This window comes from Novosphingobium sp. G106 (genome assembly GCF_019075875.1).
GTDB lineage: Bacteria > Pseudomonadota > Alphaproteobacteria > Sphingomonadales > Sphingomonadaceae > Novosphingobium.
The window spans coordinates 5,018,232-5,037,946 of the sequence record NZ_JAHOOZ010000001.1 but is presented as its reverse complement, the minus strand read 5'-3'; the positions used below and the strand labels follow the sequence as shown (position 1 = coordinate 5,037,946).

Here is a 19,715-nt window from a genome sequence, read left to right as displayed (position 1 = left end):
TTTTACCGCGCGTAGGACGCATCGCTGCGGTCGCGCTTGCCCGGCTGGACCTCGGGCCGCGGCTCGATGACAGTCACAGGATCGCTGCGCATCCAGTCGAGGATCAGCACGCGCTTGGCGATCCGCCAATCACCGTCGCGGCATTCGACGCGGTCGATATAGCGCACCGCCGTGATGAAATCGCGCTCGGGGCCGATCTCATCGGCCGCCACCCGGTGCGTCGCGACCGTATAGTGTTCGGCCCAAGCGACATCGCCATCGACATCGACGATCTGGTTGCCGGTGTTGTGCGTGGTGCCGAGATAGAGCGGCAGCCCGGCCTTCGCGCCCTCGATGAACTCGTCCACCGTGCCGCCAAAGAAGCCGTAGTCGGTGGTCGCATCGGGATGGAAGCAGTCCCGCATCAGCTCGAAGTCCATGCGGTCGCAGGCCCGGCAATAGCGGATCTGGATGTCCTTGATCGTGGCCTCGGCCAGCATCTCCTCAACCGTCTTCCTCACGCCTTTCTCCTCCTGAACGTGTCGGACCATGACAGGTCGTCACGGTCGCGCCTGCCCGGTTTCATCGTCGGACCGGGCCCAAGATCCGGCAACGGCACGCGCCTCCAGCTATCGACCAGCAACACGCGCGCGGCGATGCGCCATTCGCCTTCCTCCGCGTCCCCGCTGCCACTCCTGCATGGCCGCCATTCCATGCGATCGACGTAACGGAAATTGCAGACGAAATCGTGATCGGGGACTGCGCCTGCGGCCGGGCAGCGGTGATAGGCCACGACATAATGCTCCGCCCAAGCCGTATCGCCATCGAGTTCGACCAGTTGGTTTCCTATGAAATGAGTCGTTGCGCCGTAGATGGCGAGCCCGGCCTCTGCCATCCTGACGAAACCGTCCACATCGCCCTTGTAATCGCCGTAGTCGAGCTCTGCGTCGGCATGGAAGCAATCGCGAACCATGGCGAAGTCCCGGCGATCGACGCCGCGGCAATAGCGCTTCTGGACCTCCATGATCGTCGCCTCGGCCCACAGGTCGCTGGCGTTCGTCGGCATAGGCCTTCTCCCTTTGCGGCAAGCATCACCCTCTCGCCGCCTCGGCGCAAGTCTGGACACGCGCCGCGCTATCGTGTGAACTGCAGACAAACGAGAATTTGAGAGGATTGGGGTAAATGGACGAAACCTACGATTTCGTCGTCGTCGGCAGCGGCGGCGGTTCTATGTGTGCGGGGCTGGTGCTGCGCCAGGCGGGCAAGTCGGTGCTGATCCTCGAGAAGACCGACCTGATCGGCGGCTCGACCGCCAAGGCCGGCGGCGTCATGTGGATTCCGGCCAACCGCTTCATGAAGGAAGCGGGGGGTCACCGACAGCGTCGAGCAGGGCGAGCAGTATCTCAACGCCGTTGTCGAGGCGCGCGAGGGCGACGCTCCGGGCACCAGCCGCGAGCGACGCCGGACCTACATCACCGAAGCCAATGCCATGCTCGAATTCCTGATCCGCCAGGGCGTTCCCTTCGAACGCGCGCCGCACTGGCCCGACTATTACGACGACCGCGCCGGCGGCACGCTGGGCCGCACGGTCCATGCCAAGCTGTTCAACGTCAACGAGCTTGGTGAATGGAAGGCCAAGCTGCGGCCGAACGCCTTCCAAATGCCCGTGCCGATCTTCAACGCGATGATCCTGCCGCTGATCAGCCGCTCGTGGAAGGCCAAGTGGATCGCGGCGAAGATGGTGCTCAAGGGCATGACCGCGAAGCTCACCGGCAAGCACTGGGTCACTGCCGGGGCCGCGCTCCAAGGCCGCATGCTCCACGCCGCGATCAAGGCCGGGGTCGAGCTGCGCACCAATGCCTCGGTCAAGGAAGTCATCATGGAGGACGGCGCCTGCACCGGCGTGGCGGTCGAGATCGACGGCAAGCCGGCTCGGATCGGCGCCAGGCTCGGCGTCCTGCTCAATGCCGGCGGCTTCGCCCACAACCAGGAGATGCGCGACAAATACATTCCGGGCACCCGCACCGAATGGTCGATCGCCGCCGAGGGCGACACCGGCGACATGCACCGCGAGATGATGCGCATCGGCGCGAAGATGGGCCAGATGGAGGAGATGGTCGGCAACCAGAACATGTTCACGCCCGCGGGCAATCCCGCCGGCGCGCAGATGCAGTTGTGCAAGCCGCACGCCTTCCTCGTCGACCAGTCGGGCCAGCGCTACATGAATGAGGGCGGCTCCTACATGCTGTTCTGCCAGAACATGCTCGAACGCCACCAAACCGTGCCCGCGCTGCCGAGCTGGATGATCATGGATAGCCAGTTCATCAAGACCTACATGCTGGCCGACACCCTGCCCGGCACCAAGAAGCCGGACGACTGGTTCTCGACCGGCTTCCTGCGCAAGGGCGACACGATCGAGGAACTCGCCATGGCCTGCGGCGTGCCGCCGGCGACGCTCAAGGCGACGACCGACCGCTTCAACCAATTCGCGCGCAAAGGCAAGGACGAGGACTTCGGCCGCGGGGACCGCGCCTACGATCGCTTCCTGGGCGACTACACCCACAGCCCCAACGCCACGCTTGGCACGGTCGAGGAAGGGCCGTTCTATGCCGTGGCGATCAACCCCGGCGATGTCGGCACTTTCGGCGGCGTCGTCACCGACAGTGCGGCGCGCGTGCTGCGCGAGGACGGCGAAGCGATTCCGGGGCTCTATGCCACCGGTACGACCACCGCCGCGGTCATGGGCCGGACCTATCCGGGCGCAGGCTGCTCGATCGGTCCGAGCTTCACCTGGGGCTTCGTCGCGGCCAAGCACGCCGCGGGGCTGGGCAACCAGACGCTTTAATTCCGGGGAGGATCGGCAGATGGACGAGACATATGACTTCGTCGTGGTCGGCAGCGGCGGCGGTTCGATGTGCGCCGGGCTGGTGCTGCGCAAGGCCGGCAAATCGGTGCTGATCCTCGAGAAGACCGACCTCCTCGGCGGCTCGACCGCCAAGGCCGGCGGGGTCATGTGGATCCCCAACAACCGCTTCATGAAGCAGCAGGGGATCGACGACAGCTTCGACAAGGCCGCGACATACCTGCAGACGCTGACCGACCGCAGCGACCCCGCCCCCGGAGCCAGCCGCGAGCGGCAGCACGCCTACCTGCGCGAAGCCCCGGAGATGCTCGAATTCCTCATCGGCCAGGGGATCAAGTTCAAGCGCAACCCCTACTGGCCCGACTACAACGACGAGTTGCCCGGCAGCAGCGAGCCGGGCCGCACCGTCTCGGCCGACCTGTTCGACATCAACGAGCTGGGCGAATGGAAGGACAAGCTGCGGCCAAACAAGTTCACCCTGCCCGCGCCGATCGCCGACGCGCTCGAGCTGCCGCTGATCAAGGTCTCGTGGAAGTCGAAGCTGACCGCGGCCAAGGTGGTCTGGCGCGGCCTGGTCGCCAAGCTGACCGGCAAGCACTGGGTCACCGCCGGCGCCGCGCTGCAGGGCCGCATGCTCCAGCAGGCGATCAACAAGGGCATCGAGCTGCGCACCCATGCGCCGGTGAAGGAGCTGATCCTGGAAGAGGGCCGCGTCATCGGCGTGCTCAGCGAGAGGGACGGCAAGCCCTGGCGCGTCGGCGCCAGGCTGGGCGTCCTGCTCAACGCCGGCGGCTTCGCCCACAACCAGGCGATGCGCGACCAGTACATCCCGCATACCCGTGTCGAATGGACCCACGCCGCGCCCGGCGACACCGGCGACATGCACCAGGAACTGATGCGGATCGGCGCCTGGATGGCGCAGATGGACGAATTCGTCGGCAACCAGATGACCCTGCCGCCGGGCTGCATCGAGGCCGCGGGAGTCCAGCCGCAGATCACCAAGCCGCACTCGATCCTCGTCGACCAGACCGGCGTCCGCTACATGAACGAGGGCGGCTCCTACATGTCGTTCTGCCAGGGCCAGCTCAAGCGCCACGAGACGGTGCCCGCGGTGCCGAGCTGGTGGATCATGGACGACACGTTCATGCGCACATACATGATCGCCGAGACCATGCCCGGCTCGAAGAAGCCGCAGGAATGGTTCGACAGCGGCTACATGAAACGCGCCGACACGATCGAAGGTCTCGCCGAGCTTTGCGGCATTCCACCGGCGGCGCTGAAGGCCACCGTCGAAAGGTTCAACGGCTTCGCGCGCAAGGGCCGCGACGATGACTTCGCCCGCGGCGCCCGCGCCTACGACAATTTCCTCGGCGACTACACGCACAAGCCCAACGCCACGCTCGGCGTGATCGAGAAGGGGCCGTTCTATGCGGTCCAGGTCGTCCCGGGCGACGTCGGCACCTATGGCGGCGCGGTCTGCGACGCCTGGGCGCGCGTGCTCCGCGAGGACGGTTCGGTGATCGACGGGCTCTACGCCACCGGCACCACCAGCGCAGCGGTGATGGGGCGCAACTATCCGGGCGCGGGCTGCTCGATCGGCCCGAGCTTCACCTGGGGCTTCGTCGCCGCCAAGCACGCCGCCGGGCTGGGCAACCAGGCGGTCTGAAGGTCAGCCAAGCCGCATCGCGTAGGACGGATCGTTGCGGTCGCGCGATCCGCCGCCGCTACCTCCGGGCACGGCCGGATCGCCGGGCGTGACATTATCGAGCCGCGTATAGTCGACCACCATCTTGCGCCGCGCGATCTTCCACTCGCCGCCGCGCTTCTCGAACCGGTCGATATAGCGCCCGTGCGCGATCCAGTCGCGCTCCGGCCCCTTGTCGTCGGCGGCGATGCGGTGCGAGGAGATCGTGTAGTGCTCGGCCCAGGCGGCGTCGCCCTTGACCTCGACCAGCTGATTACCCGTGTTGTGCCAGGTCACCGTGTATTGCCCGAGGATCTGCCGGCCGAGCTCGCAGAATTCGTCGACGCCCAGCTCCTTGTGCAGCTCGATCACCGCGCCGGGGTGGAAGCAGGAGCGCATCAGCTCCTCGTCGCGGCGGTCGTTGGCGCGGCAATAGCGCAGGTGGACGTCCTTGATCTCGGACTCGGCCACCACGTCGTCGATAATCTTGGGCATCGGTCTCTCCGGTATTCTGGTTTGTCGAACGGCAAACGAAAAGGGCCACGCGTCCTAGCGTGACCCTTCCCGCAAAGGCCAGCAGGTTCAGGTGTTGAAGTCGAGCTGGATCACTTTCGCCGGAGTCGCGCGGCAATAGATCGGCAGCGCCTGGTCGCCGTCCGGATAGGTCGCCGTCAGATCGGCGCCGAAGCGCCAGCCGCCATTGCCCGCCTCGATCGTCTTCACCCGGTCGAAGCGCAGCCTGCTCGCCCCGGTCACACCGACCTCGCGCGCGGCCTCGGAAAGACAGGTCTGCATCGACGGCCTGGCATCGGCCGGGATCGAGGCGAGATCGGCCGAGATCTGCGCGGGCGGTCCTGGCGGATAGGTCGCGGCGGGCGTCGGCGTCGGTGTAGCCGTGCTGGATGCGGGGGCGCTCGACTTCTTGCGCGTAGCGAGCAACGCGATCAGGCCGGCGGCAACCGCAACGCCGCCGATGATCACCCCAGCGCTCGGCCCCTTGTCTTTGTCGGGCGGGCGATTGTTGCCCCAATCGTTGCCATAGCCATAGGCGAAGTTGCCGCGGCAATTGTGCGACACCCAGATCGAACGCCGGTCGTAGCCCCAGGTCCGCCCCTGCGAGCAGGCGCTGCCGCTGAGCAGCGTCACCCGGTTCTCAGTCGGCGCGTTGCACCGCACCTGGCGGCTGCCGCGCGCCGTGCAGCTTATCCGCCCGGCATAGCCGCGGTTGTCGCCATAGCCGGGACCGGGTCGCGGCGGCTGGATCTGCGGTCGGCCGGGATAGGGGCTCGGCAGCGGTGTCGGGCGGTCCGGAACGGGGCCGGGCAACGGGACTCGCCTGTCCCGCCAGGCCGGTTTGGTCTGGGCCAACACCGGCGTGATGCCTTGCGCGATCAATGCGGTCGACAAAACGATCGCGGCGAGCCTGCGAGTCATACGCTACCCTCCTCTGCGGGCCGCTTCTGCGACCATCTATCGACCGCGATTGTGCCCCATGCCTTGCCCTTTGCAAGCCGAACATTTTCGGTGACCCAGGCGCATTGCCACCGCGCAATCCGTTCCCCATATATTCCGCCATGGTCGAACTCGTCATCCGCCGGGGACTCGCAGAACCCGACACTTCCGAAAACTTCGTTCCCCACAAACCGCAGCGCCCGGAGAAGAGCGATGGCGGCAAGCCCTTCGTGCTGTCCTCCGAATATCAACCGGCCGGCGACCAGCCGACAGCCATCGCCGATCTGACCGAGGCAGCGCTGGCGGGGGACAAGACCCAGGTCCTGCTCGGCGTCACCGGCTCGGGCAAGACCTTCACCATGGCCAAGGTGATCGAACAGCTGCAGCGCCCGGCGCTGATCCTTGCCCCCAACAAGATCCTCGCCGCGCAGCTCTACGGCGAGTTCAAGAGCTTCTTCCCCGACAACGCGGTCGAGTATTTCGTCTCCTACTACGACTACTACCAGCCCGAGGCCTACGTGCCGCGGTCGGACACCTACATCGAGAAGGAAAGCTCGGTGAACGAGGCGATCGACCGGATGCGCCATTCGGCCACGCGTTCGCTGCTCGAACGCGACGACGTGATCATCGTCGCCTCGGTCTCGTGCATCTATGGCATCGGCTCGGTCGAGACCTATTCGGCGATGATCTTCGATCTCAAGAAGGGCACCAGCGTCGACCAGCGCGAGATCGTCCGCAAGCTCGTCGCGCTGCAATACAAGCGCAACGATGCCGCCTTCAGCCGCGGCAATTTCCGCGTGCGCGGCGACAGCCTGGAAATCTATCCGAGCCACTACGAGGACATGGCCTGGCGCGTGACCTTCTTCGGCGACGAGATCGAGGAGATCGCCGAATTCGATCCGCTGACCGGCAAGAGCGGCGCCAAGCTCAATCAGGTCCGCGTCTATGCCAATTCGCACTACGTGACGCCCGGCCCGACACTCAAGCAGGCGAGCGAGGCGATCAAGTTCGAGCTCGTCGAACGGCTCAAGGAACTCGAGACCGAGGGCAAGCTGCTTGAGGCCCAGCGGCTGGAACAGCGCACCAATTTCGACCTCGAGATGATCGCCGCCACCGGTTCCTGCGCGGGGATCGAGAACTACAGCCGCTTCCTCACCGGCCGCCTGCCCGGCGAGCCGCCGCCGACGCTGTTCGAATACCTGCCCGATGACGCGCTGCTGTTCATCGACGAAAGCCACCAGACCGTGCCGCAGATCGGCGCGATGTCGAAGGGCGACCACCGCCGCAAGATCACGCTGGCCGAATACGGCTTCCGCCTGCCGAGTTGCATCGACAACCGCCCGCTGCGTTTCAACGAATGGGACGCGATGCGCCCGCAGACGGTCGCCGTCTCGGCAACGCCCGGCGGCTGGGAAATGGAGGAAAGCGGCGGCGTCTTCGCCGAGCAGGTAATCCGCCCCACAGGCCTGATTGACCCGCCCGTGCTGATACGCCCGGTCGAAGACCAGGTGCAGGACTGCATAAACGAATGCCGCGAGACCGCGCAGAACGGCTACCGCACGCTCGTCACCACCCTGACCAAGCGCATGGCCGAGGACCTGACCGAGTTTATGCACGAGGCGGGGCTGCGCGTGCGCTACATGCACAGCGACGTCGAGACGCTCGAACGCATCGAACTGATCCGCGACCTGCGGCTCGGCGTCTATGACGTGCTCGTCGGCATCAACCTGCTGCGCGAAGGCCTCGACATCCCCGAATGCGGCCTCGTCTGCATCCTCGATGCCGACAAGGAAGGCTTCCTGCGCAGCGAAACCTCGCTGATCCAGACGATCGGCCGCGCCGCTCGCAACGTCGACGGCCGCGTCATCCTCTATGCGGACCGCATGACCGGCTCGATGGAACGCGCCATCGCCGAAACCGACCGGAGGCGCGACAAGCAACACGCCTACAACCTCGAACACGGCATCACCCCGGAATCGATCAAGCGCGACATCCACAACATCGTCGCAGACACCGCGAGCCGCGACGGCGTGCTCGTGGACATCGAAGCCGAGGGCGAGAACAACCTCGTCGGCCACAACCTGCGCAGCTACATCGAAGACCTCGAAAAGAAGATGCGCGCCGCGGCCGCGGACCTCGAGTTCGAGGAAGCTGGCAGGCTCCGCGACGAGATCAGGCGGCTGGAAGCGGACGAACTCGGGATACCCGACGGCGAGAAGAAAGCGCCGATCGTGGGGCGCAGCAACGAAGGCAAGCCGGGGACGCGCAAGGGGCGGTTTGGGAAGGAGAGCCGGCGAAAGTGGGGGCGGTAGGAGTCGCCTCGAGCGGTTGTTATAGGCCACTGTGTATCATATTATCTTCCATATTTCATAAAGCAATTCGGGAGAGAGCCATGGACAAGGACGCGATGATCGATATCGCCGAGCGGTCGATGCACTACCAGGACATCGGCGAGGTCGAGCAGCAGATCGCGCTCTATGCCGAGGACTGCACGTTCAAGATGCCGACCACCGCGGTGCCGATGTCGGGCCTCGACGAGTTGCGCAAGTCGGTCGCGGCTTGGCCCAAGGCGGAGACCAAGGCCGAGTGGTTCAATGCCGAGGGCAACCGCCTCGTCATGTGCTGGAACTGGCGCGGGGTCGGCGAGAACTGGCCCAAGGATATGCCGCTGCTGCGCGGCATCTCGATCTTTGAGTTCAACGAGGCCGGACTGATCCAGCGCTACGAAGATTTCTTCGATCCGGACTGGATGAGCAGGCACGCCGGCAAGGCGGCCGCCTGACCTAGAGCTTCCCGAACTTGCCCTCGAACCCCGCGGTATCCCCCGCTGCGAGGAACTTCGCCTGCTCGACCCAGTTGTCGCGGCGAATACGGCCGGCGAAAGTGCCGAGCTGGGCGTCGATGCGGTCAATGTCCGCGTCGGTCCAGGCGGCGACTTGGGCGAAGGTCGTGACGCCGAGCGATTGCAGCAGCGCGACGAGCTTGGGGCCGACGCCCTTGATCTTGCGCAGGTCGTCGGCGTCGCCAGTCGCGGTAAATGTGGCGGGCGGTGGCGGTGGTGCGGGCACCTCCGCCGGCTGGGCGTCGGCAACCTCGCGCGCCGCCGCGGCCGCGAAAACCTCGCCGATGCCGCCCATGATGTCGGGTCCGGTATCCGCGAAGCCGGCGGCTCTCACCGCCGATGGCTGGTCGATCAGCGCCTGGTTACGCTGTGCAGGCGCGGCGCCTTCGTCGAGCACGTCGGGGCGATAGCTGCGCTCCCGCTCGCGCGAGCCGCGGCCAAACAGCCACCAGGCCACCAGCAGGCCGATGACCAGCGCCAGCGCAAAGGCTATCCAATTGGCTTCGATCGTCTGTAGCACGGCCTATCCTCCCCGGTTCCAGACCAGCCTGCCGAGACCAAGTCCCAGCCCATAGACCACCAGCAACATCGCCCCGAACACGGGTGCCGGGACGACGGCGTGGTGGGCCATGACGGTCGCCGCAGCGATCACCACGACGGCGACGGCTCCAGCAAGGATGAGGGTAAGGCGGTGGCTGTTCACCGCCCCGGCATAGCATCGCGCGGAAAAGTGGGAACCGGTTTTCCGCTCCTTGGCGATGCGACCGACAAAAATCAGCCGCCCCGGTGCTCGGGCAGGGCCGTGCTTTCGTTGCGGACAAGCGATCCCGCCAGGTCCACCAGTCGGAGGAACTCCTGCCGCCAGGCATCGCGCTGCGGCCCGGCGAGCGAGGCGATCTGCCGATTGGAGAAGCCGTTGAGCATGGCGTCGCCGCGCAGCCGCTGACCGAATGCGGCCACGGCCGTCGCGAAAGCGAAGTCGCCCGCCGGCCGCGCGCGCGTCGCCAGGAGGCTGGCGGGCACCGGACGCGTGAGCAGGCGCGAAGCCGCGCCGTCGGGCAGCTTGTAGCGCAGCTTGACGAAAGCGAGCTCACCGGGCTTGCCGGTGCCCTGCGGCGTCGCGGCATAGCGCCGCGCCCCGATCCAGCCCTTGGCGCCCGCGGGCACGATCTCGTAGATCGCGGTCACCTGATGGCCCGCGCCGATGTCGCCCGCATCGACGAGGTCGTTGTCGAAATCCTCTTCCCGCAGCGCGCGGTTCTCGTAGCCGAGCAGGCGATACTGGGCGACTTCGGCCGGGTTGAACTCGATCTGGATCTTCACGTCCTTAGCGATCGTGAACAGGGTCGAATTCATCTGCTCGCCCAGCACCTTGCGCCCTTCCTGGGCGCTGTCGATGTAGGCGTAGTTGCCGTTCCCGTGGTCGGCGATCTGCTCCATCATCGCGTCGTTGAAATTGCCCTGACCGAAGCCCAGCGTCGTCAAGGTGACCCCGCTGTCGCGCTCTCGCTCGATCATGCCGATCAGCTGCTTGGTGTCCGAAATGCCGACGTTGAAATCGCCGTCGGTGGCCAGCAGCACACGGTTGACGCCGCCCGGAATGAAGCTGCGGCGCGCCGTGGCATAGGCCAGCTTCAGCCCCTCGCCGCCCGCGGTCGAGCCGCCCGCCTGCAGCCTGTCGAGCGCGGAGCGAACCTGTGCCGCGCTGTTCGTCGGCTCGAGCACCACGCCGGCCGCGCCCGCATAGACAACGATCGAAACCCGGTCGCGTGGGCTCAGCTGGCCGGCCAGGCCCGAAAGCGCCGCCTTGACCAGCGGCAGCTTGTCGGGCTCGTCCATCGAGCCCGAGACGTCGACCAGGAAGACGAGATTGGCCGCCGGCCGCGCGCCGTTCACCGGCAGGTCATAGCCGCGCAGGCCGATGCGCATGAGCCGCGTCGCCGGGTTCCACGGCGTTGCCGCCACGTCGGTCGTGACGGTGAACGGCACGCTGCGGTCGGTCGGCCTGGGATAGTCGTAGCGGAAGTAGTTGACGAGTTCCTCGGTGCGCACCGCGGCCTGCGGCGGCAACTGTCCCTGGTTAAGGAAGCGGCGGCTGTTGGCATAGGCGCCGGTATCGACGTCGACCGAGAACGTCGAGACGGGCTCGCTCGCCGCGAGGTGAACCGGGCTGACCTCCTTCCCGTCATAGCGCTCGCGATTTTCCGCACGCGGGCCGTAGACGACCATCGGGGCCGGCGGCGGAGCGCGGTAGGCTTCCTCGCGGATGTCGATCGAGGTCACCCTGGCCGGCGGAGCAGCAGGCACGCTGAACAGGTCCGACAGGCGCGGCCCGGTGTCCAGAGCCTCGGCAAAACCAAACTTGTTCTGCGGCGCGCTTGCGCTGCGATCGGCCGTTCGGCCGAGCCTGCCGTCTACCGACGTCATGAACACGGCGGAAACACCCAGAACGCAAGCTACCGACGCCAAAAGCGCGCCGCAGCGAATACCGGTCGACGTTGCCATATCCCCTCCTCTTTCCGATTTCGATGCCTAGCTCGAATCAGTGAGAAGAGAACAAATAGTCAGGTATTCTTCGAATTCTATAGAAACATCATTACTTAAACGACTACTGTCAGCGCAATATTAGCCGCAGCAATATTCACCTAAGCAAGCATTCAGCCTCCTTTATACTCCATTTCGGAGGTATTTTCAGCTTGAGCGAGCGATCCCGCCACGCCGACCAGCCGCAGGAACTCCTGCCGCCAGAAATCCTGCTGCCGTCCGGCCAAAGCAGCGATCTGGGCGTGGGTGAAGCCGTTCATCATGGCATCGCCGCGCAGAGACTGGCCGAAGGCGGCGACCGCCGTGGCGAAGGCGAAATCGCCCGTAGGCCGCGCGCTGGTCTGCATCAGCCGCGCCGAAACCGGCCGCTCGATCAGCCGCGAGGTCTTGCCGTCGGGCATCTTGTAGCGGAGCTTGACGAAAGCCAGCTCGCCCGCCTTCCCCGCCGTGCTTGGCGCGGCATCCTCGTAGCGCCGTGGGCCGATCCAGCCCTGCGCGCCCGCGGGCACGATCTCGTAGATCGCGGTCACCTGATGCCCGGCGCCGATGTCACCGGCATCGACCTTGTCGTTGTCGAAGTCCTCCTCGCGCAGCGCCCGGTTCTCGTAGCCGATCAGGCGGTACTGGCTGACTTGGGCCGGGTTGAACTCGACCTGGATCTTCACGTCCTTGGCGATGGTGAACAGGGTCGCGCTCATCTGGTCGCCAAGCACCTTGCGGGCTTCCAACGCGCTGTCGATGTAGGCGTAGTTGCCGTTCCCGTGATCGGCGATCTGCTCCATCATCGCTTCGTTGTAGTTGCCCTGGCCGAAGCCGAGCGTGGTCAAGGTGATGCCGCTGTCGCGCTGCTTCTCGACCATTTCGATCAGCGCCTTGTTGTCGCTGACGCCGACGTTGAAATCGCCGTCGGTGGCGAGGAGGATGCGGTTGACCCCGCCCTGGATGAAGTTGTCGCGCGCGATATTGTACGCGAGCTGGAGCCCGGCGCCGCCCGCGGTCGAGCCGCCGGCGGACAGCCGGTCGAGCGCTGCGCGGATCTTGGCCGGATCGCTGGTCGGCTCGAGCACGAGGCCCGCGGCGCCGGCGTAGACGACGATCGAGACCTTGTCCTTGGGGCTGAGTTCACTCGCAAGACCCGCGAGTGCGCTCTTGACCAGCGGCAGCTTGTCCTCGTCCGACATCGAGCCGGAGACGTCGACGAGGAACACCAGGTTCGCCGGCGGCCGCGAGCCTGCCGTGGGCAGGTCGTAGCCGCGCAGGCCGATGCGCATCAGCCGCGTCGCCGGGTTCCACGGCGTCACCGCGACATCAGTGGTCACCGTGAACGGCACGTCGCGCGTTGCCGGCGCGGCGTAGTCATAGCGGAAATAGTTGATCAGTTCCTCGCTGCGCACCGCATCCCGCGGCGGCAACTGGCCGAGGCCGAGGAAGCGGCGGGCATTGGCATAGGCGCCGGTGTCGACGTCGACCGAGAAGGTCGAGACGGGCTCGTTCCGCGCGATGTGGACGGGACTGACTTCCTTGCCGGCATAGCGCTCGGTGCCGGGATCGGTCGCGGTCATCACCGGCGGCACGAAGGCGCGGGAGAACTGTTCCTGCCGCGGCATCGGCGCCATCGCCTTGCCTGCGATCGAGGGGGCCACGGCCGATGGCGGCGGCGGGGGTGACGGCACCGAGGTCGCATCGGCCTGCCGACGGTGTTCGCGGATCAGCGGGCTTGAGAACGGTTCGTCCTGCGCGCGCTGCGAGGTGACGACGATGTCCTCGCCCTCGGCCGAGCCGACCTGGTTCTGCTTCGAGGTCGCGCAGCCGGCGACGAGTGCGACGATACAGGTGGCGGTAAGCGTTCTGGCAGTTCGCATTGGCAATCCTCCTCCTTCATGCCCCGAGGGCGAGGAGGCTCGATTCGCCGTGAACCGCGACTGAATGGTGCTGGGACGCGACGAAGTGTGACTGCGGCATGTCTGTGCCACAGCTAGACAGCCAGTTTAGGATCGATTCAGGCCGGGGCGCTCTTGCGGAACAGCACGCGGTCCTCGGGCCCGAAACCCTTGTTCCAGATCACCCAGCAGTAGACGGCAAGGATGGCGGGTATGCCGAAGATCAGCTCCGCCCATTCCGGCAGGAACTGCGTCGCGGCCCAGCCGACCACCGAGGCAGCCGCGATCGCCCAGACCAGCGACCAGCGCCAGTTGTTGATCCGCTCGTGCAGCAGCCGCGACAGCAGCAGCGACTTGCCGACCGACGCCACGGCCAGCGAAAGCATCAGCGCCGCGGCTGCAGCGGCGGCGCGGTAAAGGCCCTTCTCGGTGTCGGTCAGGTCGAGCTCGCCGACCAGCAGGATACCCCCCACGGTCAGCCCGGCCTGCAGCAGGATCGTCGCGAGCGAGATGAACAGGTTCTTCATCCGCGCCATGTAGATCAGCGCGGAATCGGCCACGACCGCGGTCGCGGCGACGACTTCCGCGGCCAGCAGGAACGCAAGCGCGCCGGTGCCGCCGACGAAGTGCGGGCCGACCAGGCCCATCACGCCTTCGCCCGGGATTCCGAGCGCCAGTGCGATGCCGCACTGCGCCGCGGTTATCCAGAAGCCGACCTGGCAGACCTGGCGCGCGATGGCCGCATAGTCGCGCTCCTTGAGGCTGCGCGTGATGACCGGGCCCAGGATGGGCTCGAAGCTGGTCTTGAGCTTCTGCGGCAGGCTCGCGACCTGCTGCGCGATGTAATAGACGCCCACGGCGGCGGGGCTGACGAACATGCCGAGGATGAACACGTCGAGCCGGCGCGAACCCCATTCGACGCCCTCGGCCAGAGCGAGCGGCAGGTTGGCGCGGGCGAGGCCCAGCAGGTGCAGCGGATGCGGCTTCCAGTTCTGCGGCAGGCCATAGGCGCGCAGCAAGGGCACGACCGCAGCGGCGCAAGTGCAGACGTTGGCGAAGATGAAGGAGAGCGCGAGGCCGCCTTCGGGACCGCCCGGAACGAGGTAGTAGAACGCCAGGGCGCTGCCCGAGATCGTCCAGGGCTCGACGATCGAACGCGCCTTGACCGTCGCGCCGACGTTGAAGCGATAGGCCAGTGCGGCCAGCGCGATGTCGGTCACGGTGATCGGGATGATCGCCAGCGGCAGCATCAGATCGTAGATCGAATAGCGCCCGCTCGGGAACATCGGCGCGGGGAACAGGAACAGCGCCAGGGCCGCAACGGCGCCGACGACGATCGAGATCAGCATGGCATCGCCGACCGCATTGGCCGGGTGCGCATCCTCTTCGGTCAGGCGGCGGGCAAGACCGCGCTTGAGGCCGACCGAGCTGAGCAGGGCCACGAACTCGATGATGACCAGCGCCGAGGCGAGACGCCCCAGCGCGTCGGCTCCATAGAGCCGGCCGGCGATCAGCAGGAAGGGGATGCGCCCCGACAGCCGGAGCGGAAAGCCCAGCAGATTGGTGCGGCCGCCCTTGGCGATCGCGGCGATGTCTTCGCGCTCGGCAGAACTGGCGGCGCTGGGGGCTTCCGCGCTCAAGCGCTGCCCTCCTGCTCGGCCTTGAGCGGGCGCGCGAGAAGATCAGAAACAACCTCGCGCGCCGGCGCTTCGCCCGCGAGCAAGCGGCAGACCGCTTCGACGATCGGCATGTCGATGCCGCCCGCGCGGGCCAGTTCGGCGAGGACCGGTGCGGTTGCAGCGCCTTCGGCGACGCTGCTCTTGCCCGAAAGCGCTTGGGCGGCGCTCTGCCCCTCGCCCAGCGCCTTGCCGAGCGAGAAATTGCGGCTGGAAGTCGAAGAGCAGGTCAGCACGAGATCACCGAGGCCGCAAAGTCCCGACAGCGTCTCGCCGCGGGCGCCGCGCGCGAGGCCGAAACGCAGCATCTCGGCATAGCCGCGCGCGATCAGCGCTGCGCGGGCATTCTGGCCGAGTTGCAGGCCGTCGACCACGCCGCAGGCGATCGCCAGCACGTTCTTCACCGCGCCGCCGATCTCGGCGCCGATCACGTCGTCCGAATAGTAGGGCCTGAGTGCCTTCCGCGCGATCAGCGGCGAAAGCCGCTGCCACTGCGCCTCGCCGCCCGCGCAGGCGAGCGTCACCGCCGTCGGCAGCCCGGCCGCGACTTCGTGCGCAAATGTCGGTCCCGAAAGCACGGCCAGCCGGGCCGCCGGCGCGGCATCGCGCGCGACGTCGGCCATCAAGCGGCCGGTGCCGGCCTCGATCCCCTTGGCGCAGAGCACGAGATCGCGGTCGCCATCGGGCAGGCCCGCAAGCACCGAAGCGAGGAACTGCGCGGGGACGACCGCGAGCAGCGCGGGAAGGCCGCCAAGCTCGGCGATGTCGCCAGTAGCGCGCACGGTATCAGTCAGTTTCGCGCTCGGCAGGAACAGGCTGTTGGTGCGGCTCGTATTGATCTCGGCGACCAGCTCGGGCTCGCGCGCCCAGAGGACGACCTCGCTTCCGTCGCTGGCCAAGGCCTGAGCCAGTGCCGTGCCCCAGGCGCCGCCGCCGATGACTCCGATCCGTCCGCCCTGAGCTTGTCGAAGGGTCATGCCTTGACTCCCGCGCCGCGCACCGGCTCGGCCGCGGCGTCGAGCGGCCAGCGCGGCCGGGCGGCGAAGTCGAGCGGGTCGCTCTGCCCCAGCCGTTCGACGCCGGCCCAGGCGATCATCGCGGCATTGTCCGTGCAGAGCGCCAGCGGCGGCGCGGCAAAGCGCAAACCATGCTCGGCCGCCAAGGCCTCGAGCGCCGCGCGGATCGACTTGTTGGCCGCGACGCCGCCCGCGACGACCAGCGCCGTGACCGGTCCGGCGGCCGCGACTGCGCGCCCGGTACGGTCGATCACGCAGTCCACCGCGGCCTGCTGGAAGGAGGCAGCAATATCGGCATCGGCATGGATACCCGCCTGCTTGGCGCGCAGCACGGCGCTCTTGAGTCCGGCAAAGGAGAAATGCGGCTCCGAACTGCCGAGCAGCGGGCGCGGTAGTGGGACTTTACGCGCATCGCCTTCGCCCGCCAGCCGCTCGACCGCCGGGCCACCGGGGTATCCGAGGCCGAGGATTTTGGCGGTCTTGTCGAAAGCCTCCCCCAGCGCATCGTCGATCGTCGTGGCGAGACGGCGGTATTGCCCGACGCCCTCGACCAGCAGCAGCTGGCAATGCCCGCCCGAGGCGAGCAGCAACAGATAGGGAAACCCGAGGCTCTCATCGGCCAGCCGCGGCGACAGCGCGTGGCCCTCGAGGTGGTTGATCGCGATCAGCGGCTTGTCGCTTGCCATGGCCAGGGCCTTGGCAGTCACCAGCCCGACCATCACGCCGCCGATCAGCCCCGGCCCTGCGGTCGCGGCAATGGCATCGACATCGCCGAGTTCCATGCCCGCATCGGCCAGAGTCGCCGCGATCAGCGGGGTCAGAATCTCGGCATGGGCGCGAGCGGCGATCTCGGGAACGACGCCGCCATAGGGCCGGTGTGCTTCGTCCTGTGAGGCGATCCGCTGGGCCACGATGACGCGGTCTTCCTGCACCAGCGCCGCGGCAGTCTCGTCGCACGAGCTCTCGATACCAAGGACTACCCTCATCCCCGCTTCCACTTAATGAGATTGGCGACTAGCACAATCCCCGCATGATCGACCGTCCACTACGTTTGGGAACCCGCAAGTCCCCCCCTCGCCCTCGTTCAGGCCCAAGAAGCGCGGGCGCGGCTGATTGCCGCGCACGGCTTAACCGAAGCTGACGTCGAACTGGTGACCGTCACCGCCAGCGGCGACCGCATCCAGGACCGGCCGCTGGCAGATATCGGCGGCAAGGCGCTCTGGACCAAGGAGCTAGACGCCGCGCTCCTGTCGGGCGAGATCGATTTCGCGGTCCATTCAGCCAAGGACGTCGAGACGATCCGCCCCGCCGGCATCACGATCGCCGCGATTCTGCCGCGCGAGGATGTACGCGACGTGCTGGTCGGCGCGGCGAGCATCACCGCCTTGCCGCAGGGCGCGCGCGTCGGCACCAGCGCGCCGCGCCGCGCCGCGATGCTGCTCCACGCCCGCCCCGACTGCACGGTCGTGCCGATCCGCGGCAATGTCGCGACGCGGCTCGCCAAGCTGGCGGCGGGCGAGGCCGACGCTACCTTCCTCGCCGCCGCCGGGCTCAACCGGCTGGGCGAGAACGGCACCGGCCATGCCCTGCCCGCCGACGAATGGCTGCCCGCGCCGGGCCAGGCTGCCATCGCCATCGAATGCCGCGCCGACGACGCCGAGACACAGCGCCTGCTCGCCGCGATCGACCACGCCCCCAGCCGCCACGCCGTGCTCGCCGAACGCGCGCTGCTCGCCGCGCTCGGCGGCAATTGCCACAGCCCGGTCGCGGTGCTGACCCATGCCGAGGGCGAAACGCTGACCCTGCGCACCGCGGTGTTCAGCCCGGACGGCGCCGAGCGCGCCGATGCCGAAGCAACCTTTGCCGCCACCGATTCCACCGGCCCCGCGCGGCTCGCCGCCGATCTGCTCGCGCGCGCCACGCCGGCGATCACTGCCTACTTCACCGGGCCGCACCTGGCAGAGTCATGATCCCCGTCGTCGTCATCCGCCCGCAGCCCGGCTGCGACGCCACGGTCGAGGCCGCCCGCGCGCTCGGGATCGATGCGCAGGGCTTCCCGCTGTTCGACGTGTGCGCCGTGGAATGGGAGCCACCGGCGCCGGACAGCTTCGACGCGATCGTCCTGGGTAGCGCCAACGCGCCGCGGCATGCCGGCCCCGCGCTTGCTGCCTATGCCGGCAAACCCACCTATGCGGTTGGCGCAGTCACGGCGGAAGTCGCGCGTCAGGCCGGGCTCGACGTCGTGGTGACTGGGACCGGCGGGCTCAAGGCGGTGATGGGCGATCTCGCGCCCGAGCACCGCCGGCTGCTGCGCCTCGCCGGGCGCGAGCGGACGATGCTGATACCGCCGCCACCCGTGTCGATGCAGGAGCGTGTGGTCTATGCCAGCGAGCCGCTGCCGCTGCCGGAAGCGTTCCGCGCGCTGCTGCGCACGCCCGCGTTGGTCATGTTGCATTCGGCGGAGGCCGCGCACCGTTTCGCGGCGCTCTGCGACAAGCATCACGTCGACCGGTCGAACGTTGCCCTCGCCGCACTGGGGCCGCGGGTCGCGCGCGCGGCGGGCAGCGGTTGGGCTGCACTCCAGGCGGCAGAGGCCCCCAGCGACGCTGCCATGCTGGCCTTGGCGCGGCAGATGTGCCAAACCCCGCGCGCCGACAACTGCGGTGCAGGAGCTTGATGCAGGACGAAACGCTGACCGAACCCTTGCCGCTCCCCCGGCCTCGCCGGGCCCTGACGACGGTGCTCGTCGCATTGCTGGCTTTCGCCCTCGGCGGCGTGGCGGTCGGCTGGCTGGTGAACAGCGGCAACCTGCCCTATGCCCTGCCCGGCAACACGGCAAGCAAAGCCCCCCCTGCGCAGTGACATTCCACCCGCCCCTGCAGCGAGCGCGCTTCCTTCGACGCCTGCTGCGAATGCCGCCGCCGAGGCCGCTTCGCTCGGCTCGGTGGAAACCCGCCTTGCCCTGCTCGAGGATCGACTGACGCGGATCGACGGCGAGGCCAATGCCGCCTCGGGCAATGCCGCTCGCGCCGAAGCGTTGCTGATCGCCTTTGCCGCCCGTCGGCGGATCGCCAAGGGCGAGCAGCTCGACGTCATCGCCGATCAGCTCAAGCTCCGTTTCGGCGGCGCCCAGCCGCAGGCAGTCCAGACCATCATCGCCTTCGCCAAGGATCCGGTCACGCTCGACGAGCTCAACGCCCAGCTCGAAGCCGCAGCGCCGGCGCTCGCCGGCCAGGTACGGGAGGAGAGCACCTGGACGCGCGCTAGACGCGAACTTGCCAGCCTTTTCGTCGTGCGCCGCGCTCCAGCCCCCGCAGCCACACCTGCAAGCCGCGTCGCTCACGCGCGGCTGATGCTGGTCCGAGGCCAGATCGATGAAGCCATCGCGGAAGTCGAGCGCATGCCCGGCGCCGACGGCGCACAAGGGTGGATCGACGCCGCGCACCGATACGAGGCCGCACAGCAGGCACTCGACGTGATCGAGACGGCCGCCATGCTCGAACCGCACGCCCTGCGCGACGGCTCCGGCAAGGCGGTCGAGCAACCGAGCCCCCTGGCAGCAACGGCAACCGATGGCACAGCGACGGGTACGTTCTAGCCTGGCGGCGCGTTGGGGCGACGATATTCCGCGAAGTTCCGGCGACCTCGCCAGCGCTAGCCCTACCGGACTATCCGGCCGGCAAGCGGTAACCTGCATCGAATGTCCAGAATCGGGACAATGCTGGCGCCATCCGACTACCATCCGTCGCTGAAAAACACTTGTACGAGGTGGGTCCTGA

18 protein-coding genes and 2 pseudogenes are annotated in these 19,715 nt (G+C 67.4%); 9 read left to right on the top strand and 11 right to left on the bottom strand.

The genetic code is table 11. The annotated features are described in order from the left end of the window. Positions 1 to 2 precede the first annotated feature (2 nt). A complete protein-coding gene (locus KRR38_RS24410; RefSeq protein WP_217406046.1) occupies positions 3 to 500 on the bottom strand; it encodes a nuclear transport factor 2 family protein in 498 nt (165 codons plus the stop codon). Next, a complete protein-coding gene (locus KRR38_RS24405; protein WP_217406045.1) occupies positions 497 to 1,045 on the bottom strand; it encodes a nuclear transport factor 2 family protein in 549 nt (182 codons plus the stop codon). The genes KRR38_RS24410 and KRR38_RS24405 overlap by 4 nt, the downstream gene beginning before the upstream one ends. A gap of 116 nt (positions 1,046 to 1,161) precedes the next feature. Here KRR38_RS24405 and KRR38_RS36400 point away from each other — a divergent pair. The 3 genes and pseudogenes from KRR38_RS36400 to KRR38_RS24395 form a co-directional block, all read left to right on the top strand. Then, positions 1,162 to 1,299 (top strand): annotated as a pseudogene (locus tag KRR38_RS36400) (FAD-binding protein); the annotation flags it as partial. 115 nt (positions 1,300 to 1,414) lie between these two features. Continuing rightward, positions 1,415 to 2,824: pseudogene (locus KRR38_RS24400) on the top strand (FAD-binding protein); the annotation flags it as partial. A gap of 19 nt (positions 2,825 to 2,843) precedes the next feature. Beyond that, complete coding sequence (locus KRR38_RS24395) at positions 2,844 to 4,508, top strand: FAD-dependent oxidoreductase (RefSeq protein WP_217406044.1); 1,665 nt, start codon at positions 2,844 to 2,846, stop codon at positions 4,506 to 4,508. Positions 4,509 to 4,511: 3 nt separating this feature from the next. Here KRR38_RS24395 and KRR38_RS24390 read toward each other — a convergent pair whose 3' ends face one another. Both KRR38_RS24390 and KRR38_RS24385 read right to left on the bottom strand, forming a co-directional pair. Beyond that, the gene (locus KRR38_RS24390; RefSeq protein ID WP_217406043.1) at positions 4,512 to 5,021 is read right to left on the bottom strand and encodes a nuclear transport factor 2 family protein; all 510 of its coding nucleotides are present in this window, start codon (positions 5,019 to 5,021) and stop codon (positions 4,512 to 4,514) included. Positions 5,022 to 5,108: 87 nt separating this feature from the next. Continuing rightward, complete coding sequence (locus KRR38_RS24385; RefSeq protein ID WP_217406042.1) at positions 5,109 to 5,960, bottom strand: DUF3011 domain-containing protein; 852 nt, start codon at positions 5,958 to 5,960, stop codon at positions 5,109 to 5,111. A 140-nt stretch (positions 5,961 to 6,100) separates the two neighbouring features. On the opposite strand from KRR38_RS24385, the gene uvrB reads away from it, so the two are divergent. Both uvrB and KRR38_RS24375 read left to right on the top strand, forming a co-directional pair. Beyond that, positions 6,101 to 8,290 (top strand): excinuclease ABC subunit UvrB, encoded by a 2,190-nt coding sequence (uvrB, locus tag KRR38_RS24380; RefSeq protein ID WP_217406041.1) that lies wholly within the window; start codon positions 6,101 to 6,103, stop codon positions 8,288 to 8,290. A gap of 80 nt (positions 8,291 to 8,370) precedes the next feature. After that, positions 8,371 to 8,760 carry a nuclear transport factor 2 family protein gene (locus tag KRR38_RS24375; protein WP_217406040.1) on the top strand — a complete coding sequence of 130 codons (390 nt, stop codon included), beginning with the start codon at positions 8,371 to 8,373 and terminating at the stop codon, positions 8,758 to 8,760. A gap of 1 nt (position 8,761) precedes the next feature. On the opposite strand, the gene KRR38_RS24370 is transcribed toward KRR38_RS24375, so the two are convergent. The 7 genes from KRR38_RS24370 to tsaD form a co-directional block, all read right to left on the bottom strand. Next, positions 8,762 to 9,340 (bottom strand): hypothetical protein, encoded by a 579-nt coding sequence (locus tag KRR38_RS24370; protein ID WP_217406039.1) that lies wholly within the window; start codon positions 9,338 to 9,340, stop codon positions 8,762 to 8,764. Positions 9,341 to 9,343: 3 nt separating this feature from the next. Further along, positions 9,344 to 9,523 carry a hypothetical protein gene (locus KRR38_RS24365; RefSeq protein WP_217406038.1) on the bottom strand — a complete coding sequence of 60 codons (180 nt, stop codon included), beginning with the start codon at positions 9,521 to 9,523 and terminating at the stop codon, positions 9,344 to 9,346. A 71-nt stretch (positions 9,524 to 9,594) separates the two neighbouring features. Further along, positions 9,595 to 11,325: a VWA domain-containing protein gene (locus KRR38_RS24360; protein WP_254514960.1), complete on the bottom strand. Its 1,731-nt coding sequence runs from the start codon at positions 11,323 to 11,325 to the stop codon at positions 9,595 to 9,597. 152 nt (positions 11,326 to 11,477) lie between these two features. Next, positions 11,478 to 13,226, bottom strand: coding sequence for a VWA domain-containing protein (locus tag KRR38_RS24355; RefSeq protein ID WP_309141131.1), 1,749 nt, complete (start codon positions 13,224 to 13,226; stop codon positions 11,478 to 11,480). A 137-nt stretch (positions 13,227 to 13,363) separates the two neighbouring features. Next, on the bottom strand, positions 13,364 to 14,884 hold the full coding sequence (locus KRR38_RS24350) for a lipopolysaccharide biosynthesis protein (protein WP_254514959.1): 1,521 nt from the start codon (positions 14,882 to 14,884) through the stop codon (positions 13,364 to 13,366). After that, complete coding sequence (locus KRR38_RS24345; protein ID WP_217406037.1) at positions 14,881 to 15,897, bottom strand: NAD(P)H-dependent glycerol-3-phosphate dehydrogenase; 1,017 nt, start codon at positions 15,895 to 15,897, stop codon at positions 14,881 to 14,883. The genes KRR38_RS24350 and KRR38_RS24345 overlap by 4 nt, the downstream gene beginning before the upstream one ends. Beyond that, the gene (gene tsaD, locus KRR38_RS24340; RefSeq protein ID WP_217406036.1) at positions 15,894 to 16,922 is read right to left on the bottom strand and encodes a tRNA (adenosine(37)-N6)-threonylcarbamoyltransferase complex transferase subunit TsaD; all 1,029 of its coding nucleotides are present in this window, start codon (positions 16,920 to 16,922) and stop codon (positions 15,894 to 15,896) included. Before tsaD ends, KRR38_RS24345 begins: the two co-directional genes overlap by 4 nt. A gap of 123 nt (positions 16,923 to 17,045) precedes the next feature. Between tsaD and hemC the strand changes: the two genes are divergently transcribed. The 4 genes from hemC (at position 17,046) to KRR38_RS24320 (ending at position 19,534) form a co-directional block, all read left to right on the top strand. After that, complete coding sequence (gene hemC, locus KRR38_RS24335; protein ID WP_254515668.1) at positions 17,046 to 17,906, top strand: hydroxymethylbilane synthase; 861 nt, start codon at positions 17,046 to 17,048, stop codon at positions 17,904 to 17,906. After that, positions 17,903 to 18,613: a uroporphyrinogen-III synthase gene (locus KRR38_RS24330; RefSeq protein WP_217406035.1), complete on the top strand. Its 711-nt coding sequence runs from the start codon at positions 17,903 to 17,905 to the stop codon at positions 18,611 to 18,613. The genes hemC and KRR38_RS24330 overlap by 4 nt, the downstream gene beginning before the upstream one ends. Further along, complete coding sequence (locus tag KRR38_RS24325; protein ID WP_217406034.1) at positions 18,613 to 18,798, top strand: hypothetical protein; 186 nt, start codon at positions 18,613 to 18,615, stop codon at positions 18,796 to 18,798. The genes KRR38_RS24330 and KRR38_RS24325 overlap by 1 nt, the downstream gene beginning before the upstream one ends. An 82-nt stretch (positions 18,799 to 18,880) precedes the next feature. Next, positions 18,881 to 19,534, top strand: a complete 654-nt coding sequence (locus KRR38_RS24320) for a hypothetical protein (protein WP_217406033.1) — start codon at positions 18,881 to 18,883, stop codon at positions 19,532 to 19,534. The last annotated feature ends 181 nt before the right edge of the window (positions 19,535 to 19,715 follow it).

Excerpts from the sequence above, each read along its gene's own strand:
- KRR38_RS24405 (WP_217406045.1), bottom strand. The coding sequence starts at position 1,045 with ATGCCGACGAACGCCAGCGACCTGTGGGCCGAGGCGACGATCATGGAG.
- KRR38_RS24395 (WP_217406044.1), top strand. The coding sequence starts at position 2,844 with ATGGACGAGACATATGACTTCGTCGTGGTCGGCAGCGGCGGCGGTTCG.
- KRR38_RS24390 (WP_217406043.1), bottom strand. The coding sequence starts at position 5,021 with ATGCCCAAGATTATCGACGACGTGGTGGCCGAGTCCGAGATCAAGGAC.
- KRR38_RS24385 (WP_217406042.1), bottom strand. The coding sequence starts at position 5,960 with ATGACTCGCAGGCTCGCCGCGATCGTTTTGTCGACCGCATTGATCGCG.
- uvrB (WP_217406041.1), top strand. The coding sequence starts at position 6,101 with ATGGTCGAACTCGTCATCCGCCGGGGACTCGCAGAACCCGACACTTCC.
- KRR38_RS24375 (WP_217406040.1), top strand. The coding sequence starts at position 8,371 with ATGGACAAGGACGCGATGATCGATATCGCCGAGCGGTCGATGCACTAC.
- KRR38_RS24360 (WP_254514960.1), bottom strand. The coding sequence starts at position 11,325 with ATGGCAACGTCGACCGGTATTCGCTGCGGCGCGCTTTTGGCGTCGGTA.
- KRR38_RS24355 (WP_309141131.1), bottom strand. The coding sequence starts at position 13,226 with ATGCGAACTGCCAGAACGCTTACCGCCACCTGTATCGTCGCACTCGTC.
- KRR38_RS24345 (WP_217406037.1), bottom strand. The coding sequence starts at position 15,897 with ATGACCCTTCGACAAGCTCAGGGCGGACGGATCGGAGTCATCGGCGGC.
- tsaD (WP_217406036.1), bottom strand. The coding sequence starts at position 16,922 with ATGAGGGTAGTCCTTGGTATCGAGAGCTCGTGCGACGAGACTGCCGCG.
- KRR38_RS24330 (WP_217406035.1), top strand. The coding sequence starts at position 17,903 with ATGATCCCCGTCGTCGTCATCCGCCCGCAGCCCGGCTGCGACGCCACG.
- KRR38_RS24325 (WP_217406034.1), top strand. The coding sequence starts at position 18,613 with ATGCAGGACGAAACGCTGACCGAACCCTTGCCGCTCCCCCGGCCTCGC.